Consider the following 14,375-nt stretch of genomic DNA (forward strand, 5'->3'; position numbering starts at 1 on the left):
ACGCTATTTCATCGAATTACAGTATTTTGCAGCCTGATAACATCATATTTAACAACAACAAACTTCAAATTATTCGTTATGGGTAGAGGAGATATTAAAACCAAAAAAGGTAAGATCTTCAGTAAATCTTTCGGTAAGGTTAGATCTGCAAAGACCAGGAAAAATACTGCCGCAAAAGCTGCTGCACCAAAAGCTTAATTTTACGCTTTAGTAAAATGCCGCTAAGATTATTCACATAATCTTAGCGGCATTTTTATTTTAACACCTGGAATATCATGGAGCCAGCCGCTCAATTTTCCAACCGCCTTCCGGCAGTAATGTATACAGGATCCTGTCGTGCAACCGGCTGCTTCTCCCCTGCCAGAATTCCATCACCTGTGGCTTCACCACATAACCACCCCAGTAATCGGGTCTTTGAGGAGCCTCCTGCCGGTATTTTGCCGCTACCTGGTCTACCTGTTCCTCCAGGAAAGTACGGTCCGGAATGACCTTGCTTTGCGGCGAAGCGATGGCGCCAATCCGGCTGCCTTCCGGCCGGCTGTTGTAATACTCATTACTCACCGATACCGGCGCCTTACTAACGGTGCCCTCTATACGAACCTGGCGTTCCAGCTCCCGCCAGAAAAACAATAAACTAACATGCGGATTCTCTGCCAGTTCCTGTCCCTTACGGCTTTCGTAATTGGTAAAAAACAAAAAGCCATCCTCATCAAAGCTTTTCAATAATACAATCCTTGCAGATGGGCGGCCATCCGCCGTACTGGTGGCCAATGTCATAGCATTGGCTTCATCAATTTCACTGGTGATCGCATCCTGCCACCATTTCCCGAACTGGGACAAGGGGTAAGGCGCCACCTCGCTTTCATCCAGGGAAGCCAGTTTATAATCTTTTCGTAAATCAGCTATTTTCTGGTTCAACATGGTCTGTTATTTTTATGATTCAAACGGGTACTCAAAGGTATGGAAGGATAATAGTAATTTTGAGGTACCTGATATAAATCATACTATGAAAAGAGTTTCTCTACTGGTACTGCTGATAGCTGTTGTACTCCTCTCCTGTAACACACGGAATAACAACAACAGCAAGGCACCGGCTAACACAGCCAACCTGATTGTACCACTGGCTTCTACTCCCCTGTTCTATACCCAGCTCAAAGGAAAACTGGGCGATAAAGAAATTACCATGCAATTGCTGAAAACCGCGCCCCACCTGTTCCGCGGTTACTATTGCGATGATAGCACCGGTCAGCCCATTCCTTTATGGGGCACCCTGGATTCAACCCTGGCGAACATCTATGAAGAAACCAATAACAGTTCAGAAGACCGCCTCTTCAGCGGCTATCTTTCTGACGACGGAAAATTCAAAGGTGTATGGCATGGCAACGGCACTTCCTATCATTTTGAACTGCACACCGATCTGAAAAACGCCGTACCCCTGAAAGTATTCTACCAGATTGATTCTGCAAAGCTGGCGCCTTCCATGGCCCAATCACCGGCGGGCACCGTGTCCAACAGTATCATATGGCCCGACTCCCTGGTGGATAGCACCACCGCCCGGTTTATTATCGGTCAGGTAACAGGGAACAGCCGGGCTGCCGACCCGCAGAAATTCCTGAGAAAAGGAATCGACTCCTTTATCCTGATCTACCGTTATTCGGCCAAAGATGCCGACAGCACAACGTTTAATGATAACACCACTGCCGCGTCGTGGAACTGGACCACAGATAACGACATGAAAGTAGTGTATAACACCTGGCCTTTGCTGGTGATAGAAAAGTATGCTTACAACTTTACCGGCGGCGCGCATGGCAACTGGGGCGCCACGTATTACACACTGGACCTGTCGAAACGTACAGTGCTTACCCCCGACGATATTTTCAAATCAGGTTATAAAGAAACGCTGAGCGGCTTGCTGGATAAAGCTTTCAGGAAACGGTTCAATATGAGTGAAGAAGATGCGCTGGATCAGCACCTGCTGGTAAAAAACATCCCTCCGAATAATAATATGATTGTTACCGGCAAGGGAGTAGCGTTTAGTTATGTGCCCTACGAGATCGGGCCGTATGCACTGGGCCAGGTAACTTTATACATCCCGCTTGCGGAGATGAAGAGTATATTAAAATAACGGCCGTTTGACGGCATAAAAAAAGCAGCGAAGAACAAATGCTCTTCGCTGCTTTTTTTATGCGTTTACTTATCCCTTTACTAAGGTACCCACATTTTTACCCATGATCACGTTCAGGAGGTTACCCTGGCGGTTCATATCAAACACGATAATAGGCAGCTTATTTTCCTGGCAAAGGGTAAAGGCTGTCATATCCATCACGTTGAGGGATTTCTGGTATACTTCTGAGAAAGTAATGGTTTCGTAGCGGGTGGCTGTTTTATCTTTTTCGGGATCCGCAGTATAGATTCCATCTACACGGGTTCCTTTGAGGATTACATCGGCCTGAATTTCTATAGCGCGTAAGGAAGCGGCGGTATCGGTGGTAAAGTACGGGTTACCGGTACCTCCTCCGAAAATTACTACACGGCCTTTTTCCACGTGGCGGATAGCGCGGCGGCGGATATAGGGTTCTGCGATCTGTTCCATTTTGATGGCAGATTGGAGACGGGTATAAAGTCCCACTCTTTCCAGGCCGCTTTGGAGAGCCATACCATTAATAACGGTAGCGAGCATTCCCATGTAATCTCCCTGGGCTCTTTCAATACCGGTATCGGCTTCGTTCATTCCGCGGTAGATATTACCTCCGCCTATAACGATGGCTACCTGAACTCCCAGATCGGTAACTGCCTTAATATCGTAGGCATACTGAGATATCACCTTCGGATCAATACCATAATTTGCATCCCCCATGAGGGCCTCACCGCTCAATTTGAGCAAAATACGCTTATACTTTGGCAACATGACGCTATAAAATATTGTAAGATTGTGATTTTCCTAATACTGATTACGGTATTCTAATATACAACTTAAATGCAGAAAGGAGGAAAGGAAGAAAAAAATGCCTTTTCTGATACCTGTTTACTGTCCTTTTATGTGTATGATTAGTTATGCGCAAAAAAAAGGAGAGAAACGAATTCTCTCCTTTTTTTTGATATGTTTTTCTTAACCTAAAGCAATTCGCTTAAAGCCAGTTACTTTCAGGTCAGCATCTACTGATTTCAGGTAATCCGCTACTGACTTGTTATTGTCCTTAACGAAAGCCTGTTGCAGCAGGGTGCTTTCTTTGAAGAATTTATTTACTTTACCGGCAGCGATCTTTTCCGCCATTTCAGCAGGTTTGCCTTCTGCTTTCACCTGTTCAACAGCGATTTCTTTTTCGCGGGCAATCAGTTCAGCAGGAACGCTGTCAGCATCTACTGCGATAGGGCTCATTGCTGCGATCTGCATAGCGATATCTTTACCTACTTCTTCAGAAACAGGCTTAGAGAAAGCAACCAGTACACCCATACGGTAGTTACCGTGAATGTAAGAGGTTACGCCACCAGCTTCAACGAATTCAAATTTATTGAGGGTGATTTTTTCACCGATTTTTGCAACCTGGTCGTTTACTTTATCAGCAACGCTCGCGCCATCCAGTTGAGCGGCATTCAGGTCTTCAACGGTTTTGATACCGTTAGACAGTGCCAGATCAACGATTGACTGTGCAAATTTTACGAAGTCTTCGTTTTTGGCAACGAAGTCAGTTTCACAACCCAGACCCACGATAACACCGGATTTACCATCTGCTGATGTTTTAGCGATGATAACGCCTTCTTTGGTTTCACGATCGGAACGTAAAGCGGCCACTTTCTGACCTTTCTTACGCAGATAGTCTACTGCTTTTTCAAAATCGCCATCACTTTCTACCAGTGCCTTTCTGCAATCCATCATACCAGCACCAGTTTGCTGACGCAGTTTATTTACATCAGCTGCTGTAATTGTTGCCATGAGCTATAATTAGTTTAATTGTTGTAAAAATTATTGCAAGTACTTAATCTGCTTTCAGCTATTAGCCTTTAGCTGTTAGGGACCATGATGGTTGAACTAACTGCTAAAGGCTAATAGCTTAAAGCTTAAAATATTATCTTCCGCCGCCTGGTTTTCTAGGACCGCTGCTGCCGGCACCAGATGGACGACGTTGTCCGCCTGCTGCACCGCCACCACGGTTAGGACCGCCACCGCCACGGTTAGCGCCGCCACCCTGGCCACCAGGACCACGGCCGCCGCCACCACGGTTAGCACCACCGGGACCGCCTGGACCACGACCACCACCTGGTGCTCCTGGTTTGCGACCTCTTTCACGGTCTTCACCACCTTCAACTTCAAATTTGCGTGCTTTATCGTCTGCTTCTTCTTCTTCCTCTACTTCTTCAGATTTCTCTGTAGCTCTTTCAGAAAGACCTTCAGCGATAGCTGCACAGATGTAGCTGGTGATAATAGCGATAGATTTAGTAGCATCGTCATTCGCAGGGATAGCGAAATCTACTTTAGTAGGATCGGAGTTGGTATCCACCATACCGAAAGTAGAAATACCCAGACGCTTAGCTTCTGCCAGTGCAATGTGTTCGTGGCTGATATCAACCATAAACAGCGCTGCCGGTACACGTGCCAGTTGGGCAATACCACCCAGCACTTTCTCCATTTTCTCTTTATCGCGGCTTAAAGTAAGACGTTCTTTCTTGGTAATGTTATCGAATGTACCATCCTGCAGCATTTTTTCAATGCTCTGCATTTTCTTTACACTCTTACGGATCGTAGAGAAGTTAGTGAGCATACCACCTAACCATCTTTCAGTTACGAAAGGCATGTTGATGTTACGCGCAGCATCTGCCACGATTTCTTTCGCCTGCTTTTTAGTAGCAACGAACATGATCTTCTTACCGCTCTTAGCGATAGATTTCAGGGCAGCTGCTGCTTCCTGTAATCCTTCTACGGTTTTGTTCAGATCAATGATATGAATACCTTTCTTTTCTGCGAAAATATAAGGCAGCATCTTGGGATTCCACTTTTTCTTCAGGTGACCGAAGTGAACACCTGCCTCCAGTAACTGCTGCTGCAATGAGGTATTATTTTCCATGTTTATATTGCTCAATTAAAAGGATCAAATAATGTTTAGCTTTTAGCATCCGGCGAATTAGCCCGGAGCTAACGGCCAATAGCTCAAAAATATTAGCGTTTAGAGAACTGGAAGCTTCTTCTTGCTTTCGCTTTACCTGGTTTCTTACGTTCAACTCCACGTGGATCGCGTTTCAGCAAACCTGCAGCTTTCAATGCAGGACGGAACTCAATGTTCACTTCGCATAAAGCACGGGCAATACCCAGCTTAATAGCTTCTGCCTGACCTTTGATACCACCACCCTGTGCATTCACTTTCACATCAAATTTATCGAGCGCCTCGATAGTTTTGAAAGGCAGTTCCACCTGGTTCTGCAGGTAGATCAAAGAAAAGTAGTTTTTATAATCTTTGTCGTTAACTGTAATGTTACCGGTACCCTTGTTGATGTAAACACGGGCAACAGCTTCCTTACGACGACCTATTGTATTTTTTTGCTTTTCCATGTATCAGAGAAAAATTAGAAAGTTAATGGTTGTGGTTTCTGCGCAGCATGAGGATGTTCAGCACCAGCATATACAAATAATTTTTTGTACATCGCACGGCCCAGACGGTTTTTAGGCAACATACCTTTAACAGCCTTTTCGATCAACACTTCAGGACGGCGACGGATCAGGTCCTTTGCTAATTCGATTCTCTGACCACCTGGGAAACCAGTGTAGTGCATGTATTCTTTTTCCTGCATTTTATTGCCGGTCAGGGCAATCTTCTCTGCATTGATTACGATGATATAATCACCACAATCAGTATGAGGCGTATAGTATGGCTTGTTTTTACCTCTCAGGATAGCAGCCATCTTAGCAGCAACTCTTCCCAGTGTCAGGTTTGTTGCATCTACTATATGCCAGTCACGCTTTACGTAAGCGTCGTTAGCCGATTTAGTTCTGAAACTTAATGTATTCATTGTTGTATACGATAAAAATTACGTCTTGTAAACAATTCCCCGATTATGGGGAGTGCAAAGGTACATTGCCCATTCTTAATAACCATACATTTTGGAGACTTTTTTACAGGGCACCTTTGCAATAGATTGATTTTCAATAAAAAATTTGTATAAAAGTTATTAACAGCAAGTACCGGTACGGTTAATAACTGCTTTTTTTCTCATATAAATGAATAAAAAAAGGGCGCCTGAGCGCCCTTACTGTTTTATATTATATAATACTTTTTAATACCCTGGGTTCTGCTGTCCGGTCAATTTACCCTGACTGGCATCTATTTCCCGCTGGGGAACAGGTAACACCAGCTTATTATCATCGTAGCTCTTATTGCCGATATTCCTCTTTAATCTTTTAAATGTCCATAACTTATCCCCCTCAAACAACAACTCGCGTACACGCTCGTCCGCCACCTGGTCTGCCGTAACAGCTGCCAGCTGTGAAGCATTGGACCTCGCCCTTATTTCATTGACATCCTCCAAAGGAGGCGCACCAACAGCCGTTCCTGCACGAAGATTAGCCTCCGCACGGGTCAGCAGGATCTCCGCATAGCGTACCACCGGGATCACTTTGTACTGGCGCTGCCACTTGGTAGTATAAGTACCGCTGCCCACATTGATACCACGGTCAAGATACGTAAAGGTTCTGCGCGCATCACCACTCTCAAAACCAGGCACAACGGTCAGGTCAACGGTAATATCACCCCTGCCTGAAAATCCCCTGCCCGCATAGAAAGTTTGCAGACCATTATTGGAAGTACCCGCGTTGCTCTGAGCAGTTTGCTGAATAGCAAAAATATCTTCAGAAGTATTAATAACACTGTTGAACGCCTTATCATAAGCATTATTCAGTGTATATGCGCCGCTCTGAATAATAGAATCAGCCATCGCTACTGCCTCGGTATATTTCGCTTCAGCCAGGTATACCCTCGACAGGAAAGCATATGCAGCATATTTATTTGCACGGCCTTCGCTGCCATTGTCTTCCGGCAAATTAGTGGCGGCATCCTGCAAATCCGCTACCACCTGCTTGTATACCGCATCTACAGTAGCCCTGCCCTGATAGCCTTTGGGAAGATCTGCAATATCAGTGATGGCATCTGTTACCAGCGGCACCGCCAGGTTAGTAGTAATATTACCGGCAGAATATGGCTTGCCATATAAATTAACCAGGTAGAAGTAAATCATCCCCCTGATAAATTTGGCCTCGGCCAGTATGGCCGGACGCTCGTCTTCCGGCACCAGGTTGATCTTGTTTATGGCAAGATTAATATTATTAATAGTAAAGTAACTACGTCTCCAGATCTCTTCTGCAATATCACTGGTAGCGTCCTGGGTTTTGGAATCATATTGCCCGTAGTTAAAAAAGGTTCCGCGAAAACTCAACTCTCCATTACCAGCCAGCAGATCAGGAATCAATATCAATCTTTCCCCCAGGGAACTTGAATTTTGCAGGTTGGTATATGCACCCATTAAAACGCCCCGCACATCATCTGCCGTTTTAATCTGGTCAGGAACAATGTCCTTACCAGGCGTCACGTCCAGTTTTTTATTACATGCTGAGAACGTAGCTACTGCTACCACCAACATTATTGCGCTGATATATTTGTTATAGATTTTCATCTTTTCTCTTTTAAAGCTTAAAATTTAACATTCAGTCCCACTGTGATCTGCCTGGCCTGTGCCGGTGTGTAATAATCAATACCACCACCAATATTATCAGGTTCACCGGCTGTGCTATATGAAGCACCTGAGTTCACTTCCGGATCGCCATCGAAATTGGTGATTGTCCAGAGATTGTATCCGGCTACATATACACGCAGGCTGGATATTTTAAGCGTGTTCACTACACTCTTTGGCAGTGTATAGCCCAGTGTTAATGCTTTCAGACGCACATAAGAACCATCAGAAATCCAGCGGCTGGATAAACCTGCAGCAGAACTTCCATCAGCAAACGCTTGTGTTAACCGTGGTACATCGGTGATATCGCCTGGTTTTTGCCATCTTTTCAGAATAGTGCTGCGTTGGTTGTCGTAACCGGCAAAACTATTGTCCTGGTACTGACCTGCACGGTTAAAGATGTCATTACCCTGTACAAAAGAGAAGAACGCACTGAGGTCAAAGCCGTAACCGGTAAAGGTATTGGTAAGACCACCCGTCCAATCAGGATTGGATTTTCCAACTACTACACGTGGCGCATTCGAATAATCGGTGGTACCCTTACCGGTAGAATCCTGGTATAAAGCGTCTCCGGTAGCCGGATCCACACCCACAAATTTGGGCATAAAGAATACACCGATAGGTTGGCCTTCCACCGCACGTTGTTCTTTAGCCGGACTTTCGATAATCTGTCCATTCAGGTTTTTAACCCTGTTTTTATTATAGGCAAGGTTCAGGGTGGTGGTCCATTTAAAATTACGGGTGTCTATATTCACACTGTTCAGGAGAATTTCAACTCCTTTGTTTTCCATCTTTCCAACGTTCAGGTACTGGAACTCATAACCGGTGGAATATGGCAGATTTGCTCTCAACAGCAGGTCGGAAGTTTGCTTGTTATAGTAATCCACTTCACCACTTAACCTGTTGTCAAATAATCCGAATTCAAGCCCCACATCAAACTGCGCTGTTTTTTCCCATTTCAGATTTGAGTTACCCATCTGGCTTGGCCTGTAACCAGGCAGGAAAGGATAAGCCGTTGTTTCCAGCAAAGTGAGGTACCTGTTTTCGCCGATTTCAGCATTACCGGTATTACCATAGCTCGCGCGGAGTTTCAGGTAATTAAGGGTTTTATTTTCTTTAAGAAAATCTTCTTCAGAGATAATCCAGCCCAGGGATCCCGCAGGGAATACACCATAACGGTTATTAGGTCCGAAACGGGAAGATCCATCTGAACGGATGCTGAAGGAAGCAATATACTTGTTATTGAAAGTATAGTTGGCTCTCAGGAAGTAAGAAAGAAAGGTATAACGTTGTACTTCAGAAGAACCAAAAACGATAGAACCTGCTGCAGATACTGTTTTCACAAGATCGGAAGGAAGGTATTCGCCCTGTACCTGGGTGCGGGACAAATCGTTCTGCAGATAGCTCATACCAATGGTGGTGCTCAGGGAATGCTTTGTGCCGAGATTTGGTGTGAATGTAAAATAGTTGTTGGTATTAAGGCCCACATTCTGCGTAAAGTAGGATTGTGCAAAACCTTTTCCAATGGCATCAGATGCCAGCCTGCTGATAAACTGATCTTCCGTGAGGTTGGTGATATCTGTTCCAAGCTCTGAACGGAAGCTTAATGACGGCAGGATCCTGTAGTTCAGGAACACATTGCCGAGGGTTCTGAAAGTAACCTGTTTATCCCTGTTATACTGCGCATCATACAAACCGTTTGAATAAAGCACATTGTCGTTGTTAATAGTACCATCCTCATAATAGAGTGGCGACAATGGCGATTGTGCTACCAGCTGACCCGGTGTGGAGAATATGTTATCATTCGCTACCCTGTCCAGCTGTGTACGGCTTACATTCAGGTTCATACCAAATGAAAGCTTGTCTGTAGCGCTATGTTCAAGGTTAAGGCGGCCGCCATAACGCTGAAACTTGTTGTTTATCACAATAGCTTCCTGGTTGTTATAAAATCCGGAAACGAAGAACTTCGTTTTTTCGGTTCCTCCTGTGGCAGAAAGGTCAATCTGGTTAGTGTGGGCCACATCCCGGTACGACAAGTCTTCCCAGTTAGTACCTACACCCGGGTTGTGCCAGTCCTTTCCAACAGTCAGATAAGGGAACAAGCCATAGTCGGGGTTTTCAAGTCCGTCTTTAAACGCAGCAATTGCCTCTTCTACTGTAGCATATTCGGGATTATCGGGGTCTTGTGTAGCAAAGGCGGTTCTGCCATCATTAGTAGCTGCTTCTTCCAGCAGGTCTACATATTGCTGTGCGTTTAAGAATCCTCTTTTACGGGTTGGTTTACCCCAGCTGCTGGCTGCATTCAGCTCCAGCCTTGTTTTCTCACCTGTTTTACCTTTTTTGGTAGTGATCAGGATAACACCATTAGAACCGCGTGCACCATAGATGGCGGATGCAGCAGCGTCTTTCAGTACTTCAACGGACTCAATATCGTTAGGGTTTATGTCTGCCAGGGGATTGGTGGGGTCATTATTTATGTCAGAGCTACTTACAGACAATACGGGCATTCCATCCACCACATACAGCGGCTGGCTGTTGGCAGAAACAGAAGAAGTACCGCGCACGCGTATTTTCATTGCCTGTCCTACTTTACCGCTACCGGATTCAATGACCACTCCGGGCGATTTACCCTGGATGGCCGATTCAAAGCTCACTACCGGCTGATTCTCGATTTCCTTCGCCGCAATTTTACTTACTGCGCCGGTTACCTCCCGCTTGCTTTGCGTACCATAACCTACTACCACTACTTCAGAAAGCTCTTTGTTACCGGTTCCCAGCTCGGCATTCACCACCTGCTGGTCGCCTACAATCACTTCTTTATCGCCATAGCCAACAAAGGAGAAGACCAATGTGGTTCCTTTTGCGGGAACGTTCAGTTTATATGTTCCGTCGGAGGCAGTGACGGTTCCTATAGTGCCGTTTTTAATTTTGACAGTAACGCCGGGCAGGGCGCTGCCATCTTTCTGGTCGGTAACTTTACCGGTAACTGGTTTGGATTGGGCAAACGAAAGCATGCAAAATAGCAATAGGATGCCCATAAACGAGAAGGATCGTATCATGGTTCTTAGTTTAGATTTGGTTTAATGTCAGCAGGCTGAACTATTTGATTGAATGATTTGGTTGAATGCTACATCGGGTTCAACTCTCATATAAGCAAAAACACCGGAAACTGGTTAATCGTCATCCGTATGGTAAAACTAAAAAATATTTTCTGTTTTTCTTAACAAAATGTTAAAGCGCTTATTTACAGGTTATTAAACGATAAAAGGCGACCAAAGGCCGCCTTTTATCAATATAACAATATTATTTAATTAGTCTCTGCTTCTTGCCCCGGTATATATCAAAATATAATATACCAGTGTGGCAATAGAAGCAAGTGCCGCTACCACGTAGGTCATGGCAGCCCACCAGAGGGCGTTTTTCGCCTTGTCGTGTTCCTCCCTGCGCATGATAGTGGTATTATCCAGCCAGGCCAGCGCCCTGCGGGAAGCGTCGAACTCTACAGGCAGCGTTACCACTGAAAATAGCGTGGTGAGGGCAAAAAGGATAATACCCCCCAATAACAGCTGCGGAAAGGTATTTATGAGGAGAATACCGGCCAGCAATACCCATGAAACGATATTGGAGCTGAACTGAACAATGGGTACCAGGGTGGACCGGAGGCCCAGCCAGGGATAAGCTGCCGCATGCTGCACCGCGTGCCCGCACTCATGGGCGGCCACTGCCGCAGCCGCTACATTGGCGCCATTGTACACATCGGGACTCAGATTCACCGTTTTATCGGCCGGGTTGTAGTGATCCGACAGAAATCCTGCTGTTTCACGTACCTGAACGCCGTATATCTGATTGTCTTTCAACATCTTCTCTGCAATTTGCTTACCGGTTAAACCGGAAGAGGTGGGTATTTCGCTGTAAGCCCGGAACTTACTTTTGAGTACGAAGCTTACCAGCAGGCTGATCCCCACAAAAATCAACGATAAAAACATGATTCCAGGTGTCATAATGATAAATGTTAGGTGATCTTATGGCACAAATATCTCACCAGATCATCCCTTTTAAGGTTTATTTAGCACTTGACTGCCATCCCTGCTTTTTGTCTGTAAATTATAAATTTAACACTGTCATTATGGCGTTAAAATAATTTTTCTACTCGAAAAAGCGCCTGTTTGTCATTTACAAAAATGTGTTTTATTAAATTTTATTCATATACAAAAATCATCAACATCAACCCTATTTATCAACATTTTACGAGCCCCCAATGAAAGTAATATTAGATAAAAACAACCCCTGAAACAAGCGATGGCAGCCACTTTCTCAGATCAGGCAAATACCCCAAAAGTTATTCACATCAATTAAATAAACTTTTTTATTCTGAAGCCATTTTGTAATTTAGACCTGAATTTAATGGGTTAGTAAGTAGAAAGAGTCAGCGGAATCTTCCGTTTGGCTCTTTTCTCTTTTTATACCTCCTCCTCTCCTTTTTTAACACTTCTCTTCTTATCATTTCGGTTCAATAAACGTAAAAACGTTACTTTGTAACGCATCTTTTTTATGAAAATTATGAGTAAAATTAAAACCGCTTTTTTTTGTCAGAATTGTGGATATGAATCAGCGAAATGGAATGGAAAATGTCCGAGTTGCGGAGAATGGAATACGTTTGTGGAAGAAAGAGTGCAAAAAGACATTCCACTCAAACAAGCTGAATGGAAAAACAACGATACCTCCTCTCCCCGGACACACAAAATAATTAACCTCTCGGAAGTAGTTGCGAAAGATGAAGAAAGAATATTAACACCCGACAATGAATTGAACCGTGTGCTGGGAGGCGGTATAGTAGCGGGTTCGCTGGTATTGGTAGGCGGAGAGCCCGGCATCGGGAAGTCAACACTCTTCCTCCAGAACGCATTACAGCTGAAGCATATCAAAACACTTTACATCAGCGGTGAAGAAAGTGAACAACAGATAAAAATGCGGGCCGACCGCATCCAGAATTCCAATGAACAATTCTATCTGCTCACAGAAACTTCTACGCAGACAATCTTCCAGGAAATTAAAAAATTACAACCACAACTGGTCATTGTCGATTCTATTCAAACACTGCATTCACCATTTATAGAATCTGCACCGGGAAGCGTATCACAAATCAGGGAAACTACCGCCGAATTACAACGCTTCGCCAAAGAAAGTAATACCCCGGTTTTCCTCATCGGACACATTACCAAAGATGGCTCCATTGCAGGGCCGAAAGTGCTGGAACACATGGTGGATACGGTTTTACAGTTCGAAGGCGACCAACATTACGCTTATCGCATTCTCCGTACCATCAAAAACAGGTTCGGTTCTACCGCCGAACTGGGTATTTATGAAATGACCGGCACCGGGCTCCGGCAAGTTACCAACCCTTCAGAAATCCTCATTTCGCAACGGGAAGATCTCCTGAGCGGTGTTGCCATTTCTGCCACCATGGAAGGAATGCGCCCGCTCCTGGTAGAGGTACAGGCACTCGTTACACAATCCGTTTACGGTACCCCGCAACGTACCGCCACAGGGTTCGACCTGCGCAGGCTGCAACTGCTGCTGGCCGTACTCGAAAAACGCGGCGGATTCCACTTCGGGGTAAAAGATGTATTCCTCAATATCGCCGGTGGTATCCGCGTGGAGGACCCCGCCATTGACCTCGCTGTGTTATGCGCCTTGCTTTCATCTTATGAAGACAATGCCATTTCACCCAAAATTTGTTTTTCGGGAGAAGTGGGCCTTAGCGGTGAAATAAGAGCTGTAAACCGCATTGAACAACGCATTGCAGAAGCCGAAAAACTTGGCTTCGAGAAAATATTTATTTCCCGTTACAACAAAAAAGGAATTGATTTCAGTAAATTCCATATCGAAGTAATTGCTGTAGGAAGAGTGGAAGAAGTATACCAGCGGTTATTCTGATTACCACATATCTTTAAAAAACCATTCGATGCTCACCAGTTTGTTTTCCCCACTGGTTCATCTGTTCTATCCGCATTGCTGTGAGCTGTGCGGCACTGATCTGCATCAAACAGATGAACTGTTATGCCTGCGCTGCGTGCAGGCCCTACCCCTCACCCATTTCCAGCGTTACGCCAACAATCCCGTAGCGCAGATATTCAACGGAAGGGTACCTGTACAACAGGCCACTGCCACTTATTATTATAACCAGTCGTCCGGTTTGCAACACCTGATCCACCGGTTCAAATACGGACAACGTCCGGATATTGCTACCTGGCTTGGCAAACAAACCGGTTACCAGCTGCAGGAAAGCAACTGGATCAGCACCATCGATTTCGTGGCGCCGGTTCCACTCAATCCCCGCAAGGAAAAAAAACGTGGCTATAACCAGGCCACCCTGCTGGCCAATGGCATTGCGCAGGTAATACAGCTGCCGGTATATCCGGCCACCCTCCGCAGGGAACAGTTCACCGCCACCCAAACAAAAAAGGGACGAACAGACCGGTGGGAGAACGTAGCCACCGCCTTCAGTGCCAATGGCAACCTTTCAGCCGGATCGCACGTATTACTGGTCGATGATGTTATTACCACCGGCGCCACCACCGAAGCCTGCTCCAGGGCCCTTCAACAGGCGGGCGCCCGGGTAAGCATCTGCTGCCTTGCCTATGCCTGGAAATGAGACG

General features: G+C 45.3%; 13 protein-coding genes. 4 read left to right on the forward strand and 9 right to left on the reverse strand.

What is annotated here, in order from left to right:
• Window positions 1–78: 78 nt before the first annotated feature.
• The gene (locus tag AB6805_RS07065) at window positions 79–198 is read left to right on the forward strand and encodes a 30S ribosomal protein THX (RefSeq protein ID WP_079471345.1); all 120 of its coding nucleotides are present in this window, start codon (window positions 79–81) and stop codon (window positions 196–198) included.
• 75 nt (window positions 199–273) lie between these two features.
• Here the strand turns inward: AB6805_RS07065 and pdxH are convergent, their stop codons facing one another.
• A complete protein-coding gene (pdxH, locus tag AB6805_RS07070; protein ID WP_370908737.1) occupies window positions 274–921 on the reverse strand; it encodes a pyridoxamine 5'-phosphate oxidase in 648 nt (215 codons plus the stop codon).
• Between the two features lie 85 nt (window positions 922–1,006).
• On the opposite strand from pdxH, the gene AB6805_RS07075 reads away from it, so the two are divergent.
• On the forward strand, window positions 1,007–2,125 hold the full coding sequence (locus AB6805_RS07075) for a DUF3298 domain-containing protein (RefSeq protein WP_370908738.1): 1,119 nt from the start codon (window positions 1,007–1,009) through the stop codon (window positions 2,123–2,125).
• A gap of 69 nt (window positions 2,126–2,194) precedes the next feature.
• Here the strand turns inward: AB6805_RS07075 and pyrH are convergent, their stop codons facing one another.
• The 8 genes from pyrH to AB6805_RS07115 form a co-directional block, all read right to left on the reverse strand.
• Complete coding sequence (pyrH, locus tag AB6805_RS07080) at window positions 2,195–2,908, reverse strand: UMP kinase (RefSeq protein ID WP_079471347.1); 714 nt, start codon at window positions 2,906–2,908, stop codon at window positions 2,195–2,197.
• Between the two features lie 201 nt (window positions 2,909–3,109).
• Window positions 3,110–3,934 carry a translation elongation factor Ts gene (tsf, locus tag AB6805_RS07085; RefSeq protein WP_370908739.1) on the reverse strand — a complete coding sequence of 275 codons (825 nt, stop codon included), beginning with the start codon at window positions 3,932–3,934 and terminating at the stop codon, window positions 3,110–3,112.
• Between the two features lie 133 nt (window positions 3,935–4,067).
• A complete protein-coding gene (gene rpsB, locus AB6805_RS07090; RefSeq protein ID WP_370908740.1) occupies window positions 4,068–5,063 on the reverse strand; it encodes a 30S ribosomal protein S2 in 996 nt (331 codons plus the stop codon).
• 92 nt (window positions 5,064–5,155) lie between these two features.
• Window positions 5,156–5,545 (reverse strand): 30S ribosomal protein S9, encoded by a 390-nt coding sequence (gene rpsI, locus AB6805_RS07095; protein ID WP_079471350.1) that lies wholly within the window; start codon window positions 5,543–5,545, stop codon window positions 5,156–5,158.
• 14 nt (window positions 5,546–5,559) lie between these two features.
• Entirely contained in the window at window positions 5,560–6,003 is a 444-nt protein-coding gene (rplM, locus tag AB6805_RS07100; RefSeq protein WP_079471351.1) for a 50S ribosomal protein L13, read from the reverse strand.
• A gap of 264 nt (window positions 6,004–6,267) precedes the next feature.
• Complete coding sequence (locus AB6805_RS07105; RefSeq protein WP_370908741.1) at window positions 6,268–7,659, reverse strand: RagB/SusD family nutrient uptake outer membrane protein; 1,392 nt, start codon at window positions 7,657–7,659, stop codon at window positions 6,268–6,270.
• Between the two features lie 17 nt (window positions 7,660–7,676).
• Window positions 7,677–10,775: a SusC/RagA family TonB-linked outer membrane protein gene (locus AB6805_RS07110; RefSeq protein ID WP_370908742.1), complete on the reverse strand. Its 3,099-nt coding sequence runs from the start codon at window positions 10,773–10,775 to the stop codon at window positions 7,677–7,679.
• Between the two features lie 252 nt (window positions 10,776–11,027).
• Window positions 11,028–11,717, reverse strand: a complete 690-nt coding sequence (locus AB6805_RS07115) for a zinc metallopeptidase (protein ID WP_370908743.1) — start codon at window positions 11,715–11,717, stop codon at window positions 11,028–11,030.
• 559 nt (window positions 11,718–12,276) lie between these two features.
• Here AB6805_RS07115 and radA point away from each other — a divergent pair.
• Window positions 12,277–13,653 carry a DNA repair protein RadA gene (gene radA / locus AB6805_RS07120; RefSeq protein WP_370908744.1) on the forward strand — a complete coding sequence of 459 codons (1,377 nt, stop codon included), beginning with the start codon at window positions 12,277–12,279 and terminating at the stop codon, window positions 13,651–13,653.
• A 28-nt stretch (window positions 13,654–13,681) separates the two neighbouring features.
• Window positions 13,682–14,371 carry a ComF family protein gene (locus AB6805_RS07125; protein ID WP_370908745.1) on the forward strand — a complete coding sequence of 230 codons (690 nt, stop codon included), beginning with the start codon at window positions 13,682–13,684 and terminating at the stop codon, window positions 14,369–14,371.
• The last annotated feature ends 4 nt before the right edge of the window (window positions 14,372–14,375 follow it).

This window comes from Chitinophaga sp. RCC_12, assembly GCF_041360695.1.
Classification (GTDB): Bacteria; Bacteroidota; Bacteroidia; order Chitinophagales; family Chitinophagaceae; genus Chitinophaga.

Bases quoted from the DNA above. Each gene is read 5' to 3' on its own strand.
- rpsB (WP_370908740.1), bottom strand. From the start codon at position 5,063: ATGGAAAATAATACCTCATTGCAGCAGCAGTTACTGGAGGCAGGTGTT.
- pyrH (WP_079471347.1), bottom strand. From the start codon at position 2,908: ATGTTGCCAAAGTATAAGCGTATTTTGCTCAAATTGAGCGGTGAGGCC.
- radA (WP_370908744.1), top strand. From the start codon at position 12,277: ATGAGTAAAATTAAAACCGCTTTTTTTTGTCAGAATTGTGGATATGAA.
- AB6805_RS07125 (WP_370908745.1), top strand. From the start codon at position 13,682: ATGCTCACCAGTTTGTTTTCCCCACTGGTTCATCTGTTCTATCCGCAT.
- pdxH (WP_370908737.1), bottom strand. From the start codon at position 921: ATGTTGAACCAGAAAATAGCTGATTTACGAAAAGATTATAAACTGGCT.
- AB6805_RS07065 (WP_079471345.1), top strand. From the start codon at position 79: ATGGGTAGAGGAGATATTAAAACCAAAAAAGGTAAGATCTTCAGTAAA.
- AB6805_RS07105 (WP_370908741.1), bottom strand. From the start codon at position 7,659: ATGAAAATCTATAACAAATATATCAGCGCAATAATGTTGGTGGTAGCA.
- rplM (WP_079471351.1), bottom strand. From the start codon at position 6,003: ATGAATACATTAAGTTTCAGAACTAAATCGGCTAACGACGCTTACGTA.
- tsf (WP_370908739.1), bottom strand. From the start codon at position 3,934: ATGGCAACAATTACAGCAGCTGATGTAAATAAACTGCGTCAGCAAACT.
- rpsI (WP_079471350.1), bottom strand. From the start codon at position 5,545: ATGGAAAAGCAAAAAAATACAATAGGTCGTCGTAAGGAAGCTGTTGCC.
- AB6805_RS07115 (WP_370908743.1), bottom strand. From the start codon at position 11,717: ATGACACCTGGAATCATGTTTTTATCGTTGATTTTTGTGGGGATCAGC.
- AB6805_RS07110 (WP_370908742.1), bottom strand. From the start codon at position 10,775: ATGATACGATCCTTCTCGTTTATGGGCATCCTATTGCTATTTTGCATG.
- AB6805_RS07075 (WP_370908738.1), top strand. From the start codon at position 1,007: ATGAAAAGAGTTTCTCTACTGGTACTGCTGATAGCTGTTGTACTCCTC.